Genomic DNA, 16,081 nt, shown 5'->3' on the forward strand with positions numbered 1-16,081 from the left:
TAATTCTTGAATGTTTGATATGTAGGGTACATAATATTTGTGTATACTGCTGAGAGGGAGATGGCGTGAGCCTTGATATCTATATTCATATTACTCGTTATCTTACGATATTCTTCATGGCCTTCTTCACTTATCAGTTCTTTTCAGGACTGGTTAGCTCTTACACTATTAAGGAACGTTCTAGTCTTTGGTATACGCAGATGTGCCTTTTCTCTGCCCTGTACTGTCTGTTTTTCACTATAAATACCCATGTCACAGATATCAAGACGTCAAATGCCATTTTAAATCTCTTATGGATTTTTGCGTTTATCGCTTTCTATTCTTATATGCATGCAATTGAAGCATTCTTAGGTAAGAGCTTAAAGTTCTTAAAAGCTCCGAAGGTTATTATCTTTATCCTCACTATTGTTCAATTCGTTTCTTTGGGATCTTATATATTTTTTGATAATAGCTTTATCTTTACAAGTCAGAGTCTCGTAAATGAGTCATACTTTTATCAGTCGTCACAGATTGCAATGTCTCCGAATGTCTTTGGACAAATTGTCGGCAGCCTTGGTGCTCTTTCTGTCTTCTTTGCAAGTGCTGTTATTTGGAAAGAGTTAGAGAAATCAAATTCAAAAGAATACTTATTAAAAATTGGGATTGTCTTAACTTTAATATCTGTCATCAATGACACATGCTTAAGCCTAGAGGTTTCAGGGGCACTCATTCCAATTTATTATCTAGCAAATGCTTTTGAGGCCGTAAGATTTAATTTCTTTTATCGAAAACTTGCCTTTGAAAAACTATTTAATCTAGAAAAGGAAGTCATTAGGCTCTCTAAGGTGGCCCAGTTTGGTTTCGCTGCTGCAAGTATTGCTCATGATATTAAAAATCATATCTTTGTTATCAAGGTAAAGATTAGCTCACTTCTTCGAAATAAAATCGAAGATAAGGAGAGGGCATATGAGGAAATCTTAAAACACAATGATAAACTTCTTGAGATAACTGATCTCTATATGAATATTTTTAAAAATAATATTGCCTCAAACAAAGAGGACTATTCTAGCTTAGAAATTATTCAAGATATTAAAGAATTAGTGACTCCTAAATTTGAGGCCAGTGAGGTGAAATTTGAAATTGAGGCCGATGATTTTATCATTCACTGTAATAAAACAGAAATAGTCATCTCAGTTGTTAATCTCATAAGAAATGCTCTTGAAGCTGTGCAAGGCCATGAAGACAAAGATAAATGGGTGAAGTTAATTTTTAAAGGTTATGATAAATCAATTCACGTTGTGGATAGTGGAAGTGGAATTGATCCTAGTACTGCTAAGCATATTTTTGAGTTTGGCTTCACTCATAATAAGGAAAGCTGTGGCCATGGAATTGGGCTGGCCATCACAAAGGAGCTTTTAAGTCGCTCCGGCTTTAATTTGTGGCTAAATGAAAAAACACCCAATACAACCTTTACGATTGACCTTATTGAATAAAGCATTGTAAGTGCTTGATATCCTTTGTGTAATTCAAGTTCTTTTGGTTATTCAAGTAATTTTTTTCTGATAGCTACTATACTGTAGAGTAAGTCATTAATTTTTGAGGAACGTTTGTGGAACTTGACTTATATATATCATTCACAAGGTATTTAACGACTTTTGTTTTTTCATTCTTCGTTTATCAATTCTTTGCGAGTCTAACGAATTATTATCAGATAAGAGAACGTAATATTCTTTGGCCGGCAGCAATGTGTTTTTCAACGGCCTGCTATTGTTTTGTCTTTGCCTTTAATACTCACTTTATTAACCAAAAGCTCTCCGACTTCATTCTTATAGTCTTTTGGATTTGTGCTTATGGGTCTTTTTACTGTTATTTGCGAACTGTTGAAGTTTATTTTGGTCACAAAGTTAGAGGACTTTCATTTGCTAAACTTTACTGCTTAATCTTTGTATCGATTCTTCTTATATGCTCTTTTTCGACGCTTGTTTTTGACTATAACTTTCTCTTTGATAATCATAATTACGTAAAAGATAACCTCTTTTCTAAAACAATGCACTTTAATGTCTCCCCAAATCTCATGGGGAAACTTCTTGGCGGACTAGGTGCTATGGTTGTTTTCTACTCATGTACTATGATTTGGCTTGAATTAAACCGCTTAAAAAAGAGAGAACTCTTTCTACGAATTGGTATAATTGTAAGCTTTTTAGTGGTCTTAAATGATTCATTACTTGGACTTGAGGTAACGGGGGCGATTTTACCACTTTATTACTTTGGAAATGCTTTTGAGGCGGTGAGGTTTAATGTCTATTATCGCCACCTTAGTTATCGAAAAGTGTACAATCTTGAGAGTGAGGTTATACGATTATCTAAAATTGCGCAGTTTGGCTTTGCTGCTGCCAGTATTGCTCATGATATCAAAAATCATATTTTCGTTATAAAGACGTCTGTTGAAAGACTAATTAAAAAGAGGCCAATCGATATTGAAAATACCTACTTATCAATTGATAAACACACTAATAAAGTTACTGAGATTACAGATCTCTATATGAATGTTTTTAAGAAAAATACCAATAATGAGAAAGCTCAAACAACAATTGGTATCGTGATTGAAGAAGCTCTGGAATTGGTAAAACAAAAATTTGATAAAGCACAGGTGAAGTTAATCGTTGAAATTGAAGACTTCGAATTGAGTTGTAATCAAACAGAAGTGACAATTTGTTTGGTTAATATCCTGAAAAATGCGCTGGAGGAAGTTTCAATGGATGGAAAATATGATTCTCCTTGGGTAAAGCTTATTTCAGACGCTAAAGAGAGAAAATTGTCGATTATTGATTGTGGAAGTGGAATACATAACGTCAGTAAACGGGAGCTATTTAAACTAGGCTATACAACTAAGAATAACGATGGGGGCCATGGTATTGGGCTTGCTATCACTAAGGAATTACTAGGGCGTGCCGGATTTGAGCTGGATTTGGACCAAAATGGGCCCAATACAACCTTTATCATAAACTTTTGACAGGTAGGTTAATATTACATATTAAGCTGATTAAATTTTATTTTTTCGGTATAAGATTCTCTATAAAACGTTAAAATTTTAAGGAGAATCATATGAAATTACTATCTTTAGCTGTCTTAATTGCACTTTCTGCAAACGTATCTGCAAACTCTAATCTAGATAACTTCGTTTCAGATTTAAATGACCTAAATGGTAAATCTGGAAAGGTTATGATGAATGGAGAAGAAAGAGGAAATTGTACGGTTCTTGTTGAGAGTGATAGTGACGCTGTAAGAGTAGAGTTTGATACTCCTGAATTATATGCAAATCCAGTTTCTGTTGCTCTTCTAGATAGTGCCGAGCTTTTAGATAATGATACACTTTTAGTTTCAACAAATTCTAATCGTCCAGGTGGTGATGCTTGTGGTGATTTCGGTGGAGCTTCAAATTACAAAGAGAAAATTGTAATTGACGATAATTCAGTTTCAATTGATATTAGCTACCGTTGTTTCTTATTTAAGAAGAATAAGATTAACTATACTTGTGAACTAAATTAAGAAGTGTCTAAAGTTTAACCTTGGACATAGTTTTTTCAAAGTTCAAATATAATATTCAAAATTAAGATATAAAGGGATTATGAAAATAATCCCTTTTTTTATTTCCCTAGTTTCAGTTACAAATATTTTAGCGGCAGAGTCATGTACTCTAGATGGTAATGTCAAAACATGTATTGACGGTGCAAAGAAAAGTATTTCTAAATACTTTGAAAAGAATAAAAAAATCTCATCCGAAGAATTCTTTTTAGATAGTAGACTGATAAAGCAAAACTTCTATACGATAGAAGGAGAGCAAATCTCAAGTATTACTTACGAATACAAAAGTGACTCAGTTTTTTATAAAACGGTATTTAATACTCAAAATAATCATATCCAATCTAAGGTTTTAATTAAAAGGATTGGTTCTCAAGAAATTATTCTTAAAGAGTTTGGTTTTGATAAGAGAACACATGCATTAGAAAGTATCGATACAATTTTAGATGATACAATTGTTGAAAGAAAAGTTATTAGTCCTGACGGTGAGGACTTTAATTATAAATTTATCTATGATGACAAGCGCATCATTGGTTTTGATGTCTTTAATAATAATGACGTTAAAATTGGTGATTATATTCAAAATAAAATAGGTGAGGTTACAGGCGGACCTAGTGATGCAACTGTTAAGATTGCAGTTATTGATTCTGGCTTCGATCATAATCACCAAGATATTCAAGATCATATTCTCATCAACTCGATCGAGTCTTTCAATGAGGAAGATAGTGATGGTGACGGCTTTGTTGATAATGTTCTAGGTGTCCATTTTGATGGAGATAGCGATATAAAGTTTATGAACCCTTTTTCTGGCTTCTTACCTCGTACGGGTGGTGCCTCAAGTCAGAAGGCCGGTATTTATGGAATTCCTTTTGAGACAATTAAGGCCAAAGGGACTACTGGTCCAATCACTTCTCACGGAACCCATGTTTCCTCAATTGCACTTAAGGGGCTAAAATCTGCTTCTCTTCTTGCTTTTGCAGGAGACTTTGGAGAGTCGAAGTATCTTGATATGATTTCTAAAAAACTACAAAACTCAGAAGTCGATTTTGTGAATATGAGTTTTTCTTTTCCTCATCAATCCTTAGGACTTGTGGATCGTAAAACTTATCGCAGTCTTCAAAATATGTTTTTAAATAACCCTGATGTAGTCTTCTTTGTAGCCGCAGGAAATGATGGTCGCTTCTTAAATGGAAGTCGTGATTGTATGTATCCAGCTTGCTACGCTTATCCAAATGTTATAACGATTGGAGCAACCACGGATAGTGAGTGGCGAAGTGATGAAAATTATGAAATGGCCGACTTTTCAAACTATAGCTCTAACTATGTTGACTTCTTTGCCCCTGGAACAAAAGTTGAGGCCGCTCTTCTTGGTGATATGAAGATTCGTCATTCTGGAACTTCGATGGCATCTCCGATGGCACTTAATATGGCAGCACATCTTAAAGAGCAAAATCCGAATATGAGCGCATTAGAGATCGTTGAGCTCATGAAAGAGCAGAGTATTAAGAAGAACATAATTGAGTCAAAATTTGGTGTTATAAGACCTTTACCAACTGTCTTGAGATAATTTTAATAAAATCAGGCATTTTTAGGTGTTTTAATTATTTTAAATATAGTATATTTACTGTATGAGCATCGAAGAATATAAGGTAATTACTAGATATGTAACGACCTTCGCATTTGCGTTTTTCTTGTACCAAGCTTCAATAGGGGTTTATACCTCTAGGAAGTTACTTAGTCGCAAGGTCTTCTGGCATATCGCTATGTGCTTAAGTGCGGGCTCATACGCTATCCTAATTGCATTTAATACTCATATTACAGATATTAAGCTATCAAATTTTCTACTTCTTACGTACTGGTTTTTCGCATACTTCACTTACTATTGTTATATCAAGGCCATCGAAGGTTTTCTTGGCCATGATTTAAAACTCTTAAAACCAGCGAAGGTTTTTTGTATTGGTCATTCAATCTTCCAGGTCGTTGGAGGCTTCCTCTATCTGCTCACTGATATTGACCTCATGTTTATTCCTCGTGAAACCCCGCCGACAACTCTTTTTACTCAGGCCTTAAATTTAACAATTTACCCAAGCAATTTAGTTGTCGTTGTTGGATTATTCGGAATTATTACAATTCTTTATACAACGGTTGTGATTTGGCGTGAACTTAATAAGAGAGAAGATAAGGAGTATCTTTTCAAGGCCGGTATTCTACTCACTTTATTCGTCTCTTGCTGGGATACGATGATTGGAACTGAAACGGTCGGTTACCTCGTTCCAATTTATTACCTCGGTTACGTATTCGAATCAATGCGCTTTAATATGTATTATCAAGACCTGGCCTTTACTAAGATGTATAACCTTGAAAAAGATATGGTTAAGCTTTCTAAGGTTGCTCAATTTGGTTTTGCTTCAGCAAGTATTGCTCACGATATTAGAAATCATCTCTTTGTTCTAAATACGACAAATGATCGACTTGATAAGATGATCGATACGGAACTATCTCCTTATACACAAAAGTTACGTCGCCATATTGGCAAAATCCTTGAGGTAACAGACCTCTATATGAATATTTTTAAAAAAAATTACTCTTCTTCAAAACAGAAGATTTCAATCTCCCAAATCACACAGGAAGCATTAGAGCTTGTAAGTGATAAGATTGAACGCCATAGTGTAAAGGTTGATATTGAAATAGATGACTTTGCTATAGAAGGAAACGAGACTGAGTTAAGTCTTTGCTTAGTTAATTTAATTAAAAATTCTTTAGATGAGGTAAAATCTACGGACTCACCTTGGATTAAGGTTGTTACATCTTCCTCAGAGCGCTTTATTAAGATCGTTGATAGCGGAACAGGTATTCCTATGAAGGCCCAGCAAGGGATTTTTGAATTAGGTGATTCAAGAAAGAAATCTGGTGATGGTCACGGTGTAGGACTTGCTATTACGAAACAGATTATAGAACGCTCTGGTTATAAGTTATTTATCGATAACGAGAGTGAGAATACAACTTTTGTTATTAATTTTTAGATTTCGTTAAGATTATTTAAATATTTTATTTATTGAGTCTACCATGCTAGAAATTGCCAAGCATATTTAGTATTAGGGAGCTCAATATGAAAAACATCTTTATTACACTCATTTTTGTGAGTGCAGCTACTGCATTTGCAAATCCATTAAATTCAACATTTGTCATAACATCTGACTCGAAGCTAGGTGCCATTATTGGTTTTAGTGACTCTAGTTTCAATTACGATGAAAGTGATTCGATTAGAGCACGTCAGTTCTGCTATGTAGGGGATGCAAAGCAAGTTTGCAATCTTATCCTTCAAGCAGCATTTGATATGAATGGACGCTATTATCAAGGTTCACATGATCGTATTGAAGTTCTTAGTTGTGATGAGCATCTTGCAGCTGATGAATACTCAAATGATGAAGTTGTTGTCGAATATAATCTAAGTGATGATTATGGATCAGACTTCAACGTCACTCGTAACATCGGACCATGTGTAAGTATTTAATTACAGGCCTTATAGGCTTTTAAAGTCTCATGATAAGCAATTTTATGATCAATGATTTCATCTGGGTATTCTGACGTTCCATATTCAGGTACCCATTTTTTTATATACTTAAAATCAGGATCAAATTTCTTCTGCTGAGTGTAAGGGTTAAAAATCCTAAAGTATGGAGCTGCATCACAACCTGTTCCGGCAACCCACTGCCAATTGCCATTATTAGAGGCCAGTTCAAAGTCGTTAAGCTTTCTTGCAAAATACTCTTCTCCCCAGCGCCAATCAATGAGTAAGTCTTTGACAAGAAAAGAAGCTGCTATCATGCGAACACGATTATGCATATGTCCAGTTTCGTTTAGCTCTCGCATTCCAGCATCAACGATAGGGTATCCAGTTTTACCTTCACACCACTTCTTAAATAGCTTCTTATTATTATTCCATTTAATTTGACTATACTTTTCTCTAAAAGGGCCATCAATAACATGAGGAAAGTGGTACATGATCTGGATAAAAAATTCTCGCCAAATTAATTCACTTAGCCAAACTTGATTCCTTTTAAAACCAACTTGTGCACATTTTCTAGGTGAGACCGTACCAAAGCGAAGATGAATTCCTAACTTTGAAGTTGCATCTAGTGCTGGAATATCGCGGTTTTGATCGTAGCTATCAATCACTTTGCCTTTTATCGTTTTAACTTGATCTTTTACCTTCTCGTTATAGATAAAGCCCAGCTCTTCTAAGCTTGGAAAACTCTTTGTACTAAATTTGTGAAAATTACTAAAGTACTTATGAGTTTCAATTGTTGCGATATCTTTTGGTGCAAGTGTTGAAAGCCATTTATTCTTAAATGGGGTGTAGACAACATAAGGTTTACCATCTTCTTTAAGAATGTCATTTTTGGCAAAGATACAGTGATCTTTGTAACGAGAGAATTTGATATCTTCTTTCTTAAGTATTTGTTCTACTTTATTATCTCGCTTTATTGCATAGGGCTCATAGTCTTCATTAGTAAAGACTTCTCCTATATTATAGTTTTTGCATAACTTTTTATAAGCTTCTTCAGGAGTAGAATGAAAGACTAAAATATCACTACCCATATCATTGAGCTCTACTTTGATCTCTTTGATTGCATCATGGATAAAGCTAACCCTTAGATCGTCTTCATCTTTAAGTTTTGAAAGAATATTCTTATCAAAAATAAAGATTGGGATAACAGGCTTTTCTGATTGAAGTGCATAGAGAAGTCCTCGATTATCTTTTAACCTCAGGTCTCTTCTAAACCAAAATATATTAACTTCTTCTTTTTTTTTCATCTTATGCAATATTCTTTAATAACTTCAAATCTTTTGGATATGGCCCAAAAATATACTGGTCTTGAAGATAAGTTTTCTTGTGTGTATTTGTGAGAATATTTAAAAATGAGTTCACTGTTAGATAGTTGGAAATGCCATTCTTATAATCTTCCATCATTTTGATAAGAATATCTTTTTCATGAGAAGAAAGATCTTTTTTAAAGTATCCAAATACATGAAAGCAGGCATTAAGACGATTTTTTCTTGTGGGAAGAATATCTAAAGTCTTCATGAAGAGATCAAAGTATTTTATATAGACTTCACTAGCATCAAGCTTTTCGTGATTGGCAGCGATGCTTCCGAGCTGTCTTAAATTATTCTGATTATGCTCCATGATGGAATACTTATACATTTGATGAAAGAGTTGAAGTTCTCTAATTGAACCATCGAGCTCTTGAAATCTTAAATGTGAAAAGATTTTTTTTACAAAATTCTCTCTTAATTCAAGGTTCTTAATTCTCCCACTATCGATATAAGGAAGGCTCGGCATTGCCTCCATGATGTATTGAGCATAAAGTCCTGTGGACTTTGTGACATAGTTTTCATCGCTAAGTGTGATTGTTTTTACATTATCTGTTCCACAAGTAGGGGATTTTCTTGTGAAGATATGGCCGTTTATCTTTTCACGTGCAATCCGTTCTTGAATTTTTTGATAAATATCATGGGCCTCATCTGTAAGATCTTTTTTTGAAAACTTCGATCTTAAACGAACCTCGTTAGAGTCTTTATCTACTTTGAATAAGTGAATCTCTTCTCGTGGAACCCCTAGACCCATTTCAAACTCAGGGCACACGGGTACAAAATCGACAAACTTTGAAAGTTCAGAGAAAACCCAATCTTCACGGCAGTGACCGCCATTATAGCGAATATTCTCACCTAATAGACAAGAGCTAATGGCAATTTTTGGTCGTAAAGACATTGGGTTCTCCTTAATATTGATTAGTGCTTTGTTTTAATTAGTTTAGATGTATCAAAGTGAAGATCCTTCGCCTTGGCAACTAGTTCAAGGTAAATCTTTTCATCAAGTTCTTTTGTTCTTGATAGAATCCATAGATACTTTCTTGAATTATCACCAACCATGGCATATTCATAATTTTCACCTAGTTCTAAAATCCAATAATTTCCAGCAAAGATTGGAAGTTTTATTCCACGTAGAAAGAATTGAACTTTAAGTTTTGCATTTGTTTCCTTATCAACAACCCAAGCTCGTGCCTTGGCCGTCTTTAATTCTCCTGATGGAGAGTCTTGGCGACATGTATTTAGAACTTCAATGTCTCCATCTTTGCGCAGACTATAATTAGCAGTAACTGCGGCACAACCTTTTTGAAAGCTTTGTTCAAAGCGGGCAATTTCATACCACTTACCGAGGTACTTTTGTAGCTCGACATAATCAACTGTATCTAGGGGAAGTGAAGATCCAGAGAAAGTAAGTGAACTAGATAAAATGGCAATAAGTAACATGAGCTTCTTCATTTTTTCTCCTCTATAATTTTATTCAACATGGTTATCAGTCTCACCAAAAATTTTGTATAATTTTTGGCTACGATAATTAAAAATTTTATTAATATCTTTTCTAACAAATGCTCCCGCAAAGATACTTCCAATCTCTCCCATAGGAACTTTGTAAGAAACATTATCAGTCATCAATGTTCCATTCGCATATTTCTTAAAGCCGTGAGTATGAACCCACTTCTTATATGGCCCTTTCAGTTGTGTATCAGTGAACTCTTTGTTTCGATCGAAGCTGGAAATCTCTGTCTTCCATTTGAATGGTAAACCGTAGAGGCTTAACTTATAATCAATGATTGTTCCGGCCTCAATCTGTTCAGTACTTTTTCCAAGTACTTTAAAGCTTAGAGAGTCAGGTGTAATTGTCTCTAGATTTCTCTCGTCACTAAAGAAGTCAAAAACTTCATCTAATGGGTGCTCGACCCATTGTACTTGTTTAAATTCCTTTTCCGGCCCAACGAGATTAGTAAGTGCATCTTCAAGGTGGTCAAATTTGAATTTGTAGCCTTTCTCTAAAAGATTTTTAGGGTATACATTTTGGCCATCAAGAACAAGGGTGGCCATTTCACCGAGAACAATCTTTAAGGCAAATCCTGGAGCTGGAAGTAAAGTTGGACGTTTTAAAACTTTACCCATGATTCTAGTAAAATTAGAATTTGAGTGGGCCTTAGGTGCTACAGCATTGAATACTCTTTCACTAAAGTCATTTTCTACTAAGAAGCGGTAGATCGAGACCATATCAGAAAGATGAATCCAGCTCATCATCTGTTCACCACTTCCTAATTTTCCGGCTACTCCTAGTTTAAAAGGAATAAGCATCTTCTCTAAAGCACCACCATCTCTAGCAAGGACAATTCCTGTCCTGACATGATTGACGATGATTTCTTTGTTTTGGATATTGGACGTTTCTTCTTCCCAAGCAATGCAAGTCTTAGCGAGAAAGTCACTTCCAAAGTCTGCTTTCTCATCTAAGACTTGATCTCCACTTCGATTGCCATAGATTCCGATGGCGCTTGCGCTAATAAATTTCTTAATCGGCAGAGTTTTATTTTCATTAATTGTATTCACGAGTAGGCGAGTTGAAAGCACGCGTGAATTGATGATCTTTTCTTTTTGTTTTTTCGACCATCTTCTTGCTCCGATATTTTCGCCAGCAAGATGAATGATAGTATGGACCGAATCAAAGGCCGCTTTATCAATCTGAGCCTTTTCAGGATCCCAGAAGAAACATTTTATTGGAATATTAAAAGAAGCTTGAGCTCTCTTAGGGGCGCGACTTAGAACACGAATATCTTCATGGCCATGAATGGCCAATTCATGAATTAATTCACGGCCAATAAGCCCTGTTGCACCAGTAATTAGAATTCCCATTAATTACTCCTTGTATAGGTCTTGTATATATAATACAATATACAATACTTAAACACTTAATTGTGAGATATTGAGGTAAAAAATGAAGCAAAATGTAGCAATCCGAATAATATCAGGTATTTGTAATGTTCAACCTCACACAATTCGCATGTGGGAGAAGAGATATAATGCTTTTAGCCCAACACGAGATGAGGCCGGTCAGCGTTTGTATGGCCCAGAAGATCTTGCCCGTGCCAAGATTATCGCCTCTCTTATAAAGTCGGGTCAAACCATCTCTAAGGTGGCCAATCTATCACTAGATGAGCTCAAAGAGTTGAGCCTTGCTATTAGTGAGTCAAGCTTGTCGCAAGAGGACAAGGTCGAACAATCAGTCGATAAGCTCTTTTCTGCATTAGCTAAATATGAAATTGAAGATGTGAGAAATGAAATTGAGTTCTTGCGACTAAGTCTTAGTGCTCAAGATTTTATCTTTTCAGTAGTTCTACCTGTTATGAGAAAGATAGGAAGACTAGTTTTTGAGCGAAGTTACAGTGTTACTCAAGAGCATATAATTTCGACGATTATACGTGATCAAATTGGGCAGATTAGACTTCCAAATAACGATACAAAGGGACGCTATGTTCTGGCGACACCAGAGGGAAACCTTCACGAGCTTTCGATTATGATTGCAGATATTTTGTGTCGAACAAGAAGAGTGGGAACATTCTATCTTGGTGCCGCAAATCCTGCTGAATGCTTAGCTGAGGCCATTAATGCCCTAAATTGCAAAGGGCTTATTCTAGGAGCTGTCTCATCTGATAGCTGGGACTATTTCAAAAGTATTGTTCCATATCTGCAAAAAATCGATGAGAAGCTTGAGCGAAAGATAGAAGTGGTTATTGGTGGAGGCTATCCAATTGAGCTTCCTGAATTCAAAAATATTGAGTTGGTGTCAATTATTAGTGACTTTCAAACCTTTGATAGTAGTTTTCTCGCTAATGCAGCCTAATTAACGCAATATGTTTTGTCATATTATTGTTTGATGGGTAAAACTTCCTCACTTTTATAAGGGGGAAAAATGAAAAACACAATTATGATGCTAGTGGCGCTCTTTGTAAGCACGCAAGTATTTGCCATTAACGGATCAAATGAATGCCTAAGATTTGAAAACGATGCAGTTAAGGTTGAAGCAATCCAATTCACTGCTGATCTATTAAATTACGACTCTGTGGAAGCGTTTTGTACAGCTGATCGTCTTTGGGACCTACAGGTTTCTCACGCTCCAAACTTTTGGCCAGTGGGTGAGGAAGAGGATCACCATGTTAAGCTTATGCTTCACTATGAGTACCATAGCTGCACAATCTACTATAACCAAACTCAAAAGAAGTTAAGTCGCCAACGTTGTTACAACACATGGTAATCTAGATAACATATTTTCATATACTTAAGGCCTACAATTGTGGGCCTTTTTTGTCATTTTTTTCATGATTATTCCGATAAATAAATATCATGACGAATTCAAACTCAAAAACTCTTATCTTTCTTATTCTATTCTTCTCTAGCATCTTGGCCAGGTCAGAAGATAGGCAGGCCTTTGAATTCGATGATAATAAAGACGGAAAGATTGATAATATCTTTCGCTATCAAAATCAGCGCTTAATTGAACATTTCAATGATCGTAATTACGATGGAAAATTTGATTATCAAATGAAAGTCGAGGGTGGGCTTACGACGATTGAATCGGATAATAATTTCGATTTAAAATTTGATCGAGTGGAGTTAATTGAGAATCTTGATAATGAGTCTATTTACAAACTCTACCGTATTGAAAATGGTAAGCGTGTTTTGGCGGTTGAAAAAAGAATTCAAAATATTCAAAATAGTGAAGATGTAAATATGTGTTCATATGAGAGCTTTTTAAATTCGATCAATTCTCTTGATGGCCTAATCTCCGATTTTGATCCAATTCTTGAAAAACTCAATAATGGCTTCTATGAATTCACGCCAGGAGTAAATATCCATAAAAGTTGTCTTGATAACTTTGGTGATGATAATTTTGAAACTCTTATGCGAAACTCTCTTGATAAAGGAATGAGTTGTCTTTCAGAACTTGGTACTAATAATAAAGAGACTGGGGCAAAAGCTGAGATCGCAAATATAATTAATCTTTTAAATATTCAATTAAGTGGTAAGGTCAGGCCCACATCGATAATCTGTCATCAGAAAGATTACTCTTGGGATGGAACGATTGCTAATGCTTCTGTCGGAAGTAACAAGCTAAAGAGCCTGGGAATCAATGGGCCATATGTCTCTCTAAATCCAAAGATGAAATCTGGCTTTTTAAATTCAATTAAAAACGGTCCTCCTCGAGATGAGCTTGAAGGAGTTGTCTTTCATGAGCTGCTACATAATCTTGGCTATCGTCATGGACATGGGATTGATGTGAGCTATGGTTGTGAAGTTTGTTGTTTCTCTGATAATAAGTCAGCTAAGGTTTCGGCCTGTAATATTTGTCTAGGGGCCTATGATCCTAAAAATGAAATTGACCCAAACTACTTAAGAGATATGGCAACACTTTCTAGTGAGACTGGTTTAATTAGTGCCGAAATTTTTATTTATAAAAATATAAGTCGTATTCCTGTGAATCAAAAAAATATTGATTCAGTTTTTCTTGGACTGGCCACGCGTGGGGCAGGGGTTATGCAGGAGTTTATGCGACAAATGAAGGAGCGAGGCCTTAAGGTTTCTGAAGATGGAGCTCGAATAAAGAAGCTTATTAAAGAGGCCAAGAGATACCGTCCTGTTAATGATTTCATCGCACAGGTGAATGAAGCCTATGTTTCGGCCGTAATTACAGGCTTTGTGGATAAGAAGGCCACGACGGCCAAATTTAAGCTCTCTAAGAAGATTAAATCTAGTGACTTAAGAGATATTGCGGATCGAAATGAAAGAGACTCTGAAGCTTCTAGTAAGCTTGCACGTGGAGTTGAGATGATAGAGCAGTTATTTTAATTTATCTAATAATTAGATCGTGTAAATACTATTAATAGGATTTACATACAATGTGTCGCATCCTATATTCCCGAAAAATCATTATTTGGGAGATCAGTCATGAAAAAAATCATTATTCTAGCATTCTTTGCATCATCAATTTTTGCAAATACTTTAACGGCTCAAGAAGAAAGTAGAGTTGTAACAGAGATTGATAATATCTGTGGGGACACTTGGTGTGAAGGTGATTTCAATTTTCGATTTGATACTTTCAAGTGTAATGCCGAGACAAACTCTTGTGTTCTAGACTTTGTTATTCTAGATGAAGTTTGGGGATATGATGATTCTTATTCGGCTACAGAATATGAAGCAACTTGCGAAATCAAAGGGTATACAAAGTATGATCAAATGATTGAAGTTTCTCGCAATGGTTGGCCAAGATTAAAGAATGATTTTTACTTTGCGGTTACAGATTGTGTGACTGAGCAAGAAGAAGTTGTTTACGATAAACTAGGATACTAAAAAGATAAAAGGCCTCTTAAAGAGGCCTTTTTTATTACTTTAATTTATATGGAAGTCCTGTTTGTGGGTTCTTTAAAACACCGGTGCTAAAAGTACCCGGTATTTTCTTACCATTGGATAAAATCGTTACATTTATTTGATTGGCCTTTGGAAGGGACTTAAAAGCAAGTGAGATTTCATTATTTTCAAACAATTTAATATTCTTATTATCACTTGGTTCAAATACTGTGTCATATTCTTTATAGGCATACATTTCATCTAGGAATTTAAATTCTATAGGGCGGCTAAATTGATTTCCCCATCCAAGTGCATACTTTTCACTTTGAACAATAATCTTAATACCTGTTGTACATTCTTTTCCGTATTTAAAAAAACCAGTCATCTCTAAGTTTTGAGTTTGCTTTAAAGAAAAAGTGTAACGAGTAAGTCCACTTGATTGATTAGACTTTTTAACAACTAGTGGTGTTGTTTTATTTTTCTCTTCAAATTTTGCGCTATCGCCCCAAACTGGAATTTCATAGCGACATCTTTGCTCAAGAGTTACCTTAAAATTTAACTCATTAGTTGGAGCATAAACATCAAAGCTAAATGGCCTTGCTGTTGTCTGAACGGCCGCGGCATTAAAGCTAAGAAATAAGGCCGCAACTGATAGTAATTTCTTCATAATATGTGTCCTTAATTAATTATTGTTGACTCTCAATACCACGTCCTAGGTAATTAGCCAGCTTAATTGTAATTCTTATTGCCTTTAAGTTTTTCGAGATTTAGGATGGTTAGCGTTAGGTGGTGAAGTTGGTGAAATTCCAGCACTGTCCCGCAACGGTAAAGTCCGATCCCAAACTAGCGAAATCTTTAAGTCCCGAGGAGGAAGCAATGAATGAAGCGCAATTAAGCGAAGCGATTGCACACGCAAAAACTACGGTAGTTAGGGCCGTCTTTCCTAATAGCACAAATCACTACGATACTTTATTTGGTGGAAACACATTAAAATGGATGGATGAAGTGGCCTTTATTACGGCAACACGCTTTGGTCGTAAAAAATTTGTTACAGTCTCTAGTGATCGAGTTGACTTCAATATGCCTATTCCTGGCGGACATTTTGCTGAACTTGTAGGTGAGATTACAAAGGTGGGAAATAGCAGCTTAGTGGTTGAAGTAAGACTTATGCTAGAGGGAATGTATGAGGAAGGACAAGTTGAAGCTGTTAAGGGAAGCTTTACATTAGTGGCCATCGACGATTCTCGAAAACCTGTACCAATTTTCTCATAAAATTTAAAATAGCCTCGTTAAT

Annotated in this window: 16 protein-coding genes and 1 riboswitch; of the genes, 11 read left to right on the top strand and 5 right to left on the bottom strand. The window is 35.5% G+C overall.

The genetic code is table 11. The features are described from left to right. The first annotated feature begins 65 nt into the window (after positions 1–65). From ACRXC1_RS04565 to ACRXC1_RS04590, 6 genes are all read left to right on the top strand, one after another. Positions 66–1,472 (top strand): sensor histidine kinase, encoded by a 1,407-nt coding sequence (locus ACRXC1_RS04565; RefSeq protein ID WP_433656869.1) that lies wholly within the window; start codon positions 66–68, stop codon positions 1,470–1,472. 116 nt (positions 1,473–1,588) lie between these two features. Further along, positions 1,589–2,992 (top strand): ATP-binding protein, encoded by a 1,404-nt coding sequence (locus tag ACRXC1_RS04570; protein WP_433656871.1) that lies wholly within the window; start codon positions 1,589–1,591, stop codon positions 2,990–2,992. 92 nt (positions 2,993–3,084) lie between these two features. After that, entirely contained in the window at positions 3,085–3,528 is a 444-nt protein-coding gene (locus tag ACRXC1_RS04575; protein ID WP_433656873.1) for a hypothetical protein, read from the top strand. A gap of 79 nt (positions 3,529–3,607) precedes the next feature. Then, entirely contained in the window at positions 3,608–5,128 is a 1,521-nt protein-coding gene (locus ACRXC1_RS04580) for a S8 family serine peptidase (RefSeq protein WP_433656875.1), read from the top strand. A gap of 61 nt (positions 5,129–5,189) precedes the next feature. Then, positions 5,190–6,584, top strand: coding sequence for an ATP-binding protein (locus ACRXC1_RS04585; RefSeq protein ID WP_433656877.1), 1,395 nt, complete (start codon positions 5,190–5,192; stop codon positions 6,582–6,584). 86 nt (positions 6,585–6,670) lie between these two features. After that, the gene (locus ACRXC1_RS04590) at positions 6,671–7,075 is read left to right on the top strand and encodes a hypothetical protein (protein WP_392907132.1); all 405 of its coding nucleotides are present in this window, start codon (positions 6,671–6,673) and stop codon (positions 7,073–7,075) included. On the opposite strand, the gene ACRXC1_RS04595 is transcribed toward ACRXC1_RS04590, so the two are convergent. The 4 genes from ACRXC1_RS04595 to ACRXC1_RS04610 are packed head-to-tail and all read right to left on the bottom strand — an operon-like array spanning position 7,072 to position 11,298. Further along, positions 7,072–8,379 (bottom strand): cryptochrome/photolyase family protein, encoded by a 1,308-nt coding sequence (locus ACRXC1_RS04595; RefSeq protein ID WP_433656880.1) that lies wholly within the window; start codon positions 8,377–8,379, stop codon positions 7,072–7,074. The two genes, ACRXC1_RS04590 and ACRXC1_RS04595, sit on opposite strands and share 4 nt — an antisense overlap. A 1-nt stretch (position 8,380) precedes the next feature. Then, positions 8,381–9,337 (bottom strand): YbgA family protein, encoded by a 957-nt coding sequence (locus tag ACRXC1_RS04600; RefSeq protein ID WP_433656882.1) that lies wholly within the window; start codon positions 9,335–9,337, stop codon positions 8,381–8,383. 20 nt (positions 9,338–9,357) lie between these two features. Continuing rightward, a complete protein-coding gene (locus ACRXC1_RS04605) occupies positions 9,358–9,891 on the bottom strand; it encodes a lipocalin family protein (protein WP_392907140.1) in 534 nt (177 codons plus the stop codon). Positions 9,892–9,909: 18 nt separating this feature from the next. After that, positions 9,910–11,298, bottom strand: coding sequence for a TIGR01777 family oxidoreductase (locus tag ACRXC1_RS04610; protein WP_433656884.1), 1,389 nt, complete (start codon positions 11,296–11,298; stop codon positions 9,910–9,912). A gap of 82 nt (positions 11,299–11,380) precedes the next feature. Here ACRXC1_RS04610 and ACRXC1_RS04615 point away from each other — a divergent pair, with 82 nt between their 5' ends. The 4 genes from ACRXC1_RS04615 (at position 11,381) to ACRXC1_RS04630 (ending at position 14,790) form a co-directional block, all read left to right on the top strand. After that, positions 11,381–12,286 (top strand): MerR family transcriptional regulator, encoded by a 906-nt coding sequence (locus ACRXC1_RS04615; RefSeq protein ID WP_433656886.1) that lies wholly within the window; start codon positions 11,381–11,383, stop codon positions 12,284–12,286. 69 nt (positions 12,287–12,355) lie between these two features. Then, on the top strand, positions 12,356–12,697 hold the full coding sequence (locus ACRXC1_RS04620) for a hypothetical protein (protein ID WP_392907147.1): 342 nt from the start codon (positions 12,356–12,358) through the stop codon (positions 12,695–12,697). 89 nt (positions 12,698–12,786) lie between these two features. Further along, entirely contained in the window at positions 12,787–14,289 is a 1,503-nt protein-coding gene (locus ACRXC1_RS04625) for a hypothetical protein (RefSeq protein WP_433656888.1), read from the top strand. Between the two features lie 99 nt (positions 14,290–14,388). Continuing rightward, a complete protein-coding gene (locus ACRXC1_RS04630; protein ID WP_433656890.1) occupies positions 14,389–14,790 on the top strand; it encodes a hypothetical protein in 402 nt (133 codons plus the stop codon). A 34-nt stretch (positions 14,791–14,824) separates the two neighbouring features. Here ACRXC1_RS04630 and ACRXC1_RS04635 read toward each other — a convergent pair whose 3' ends face one another. Further along, the gene (locus ACRXC1_RS04635) at positions 14,825–15,454 is read right to left on the bottom strand and encodes a hypothetical protein (RefSeq protein ID WP_433656892.1); all 630 of its coding nucleotides are present in this window, start codon (positions 15,452–15,454) and stop codon (positions 14,825–14,827) included. A 105-nt stretch (positions 15,455–15,559) separates the two neighbouring features. Beyond that, positions 15,560–15,634: riboswitch (adenosylcobalamin-variant (AdoCbl-variant) riboswitch) on the top strand. A gap of 29 nt (positions 15,635–15,663) precedes the next feature. On the opposite strand from ACRXC1_RS04635, the gene ACRXC1_RS04640 reads away from it, so the two are divergent. Beyond that, a complete protein-coding gene (locus tag ACRXC1_RS04640; protein ID WP_433656894.1) occupies positions 15,664–16,059 on the top strand; it encodes an acyl-CoA thioesterase in 396 nt (131 codons plus the stop codon). Positions 16,060–16,081 lie beyond the last annotated feature (22 nt).

The sequence above is a fragment of the Halobacteriovorax sp. GFR8 genome, from assembly GCF_050955245.1.
Classification (GTDB): domain Bacteria; phylum Bdellovibrionota; class Bacteriovoracia; order Bacteriovoracales; family Bacteriovoracaceae; genus Halobacteriovorax_A.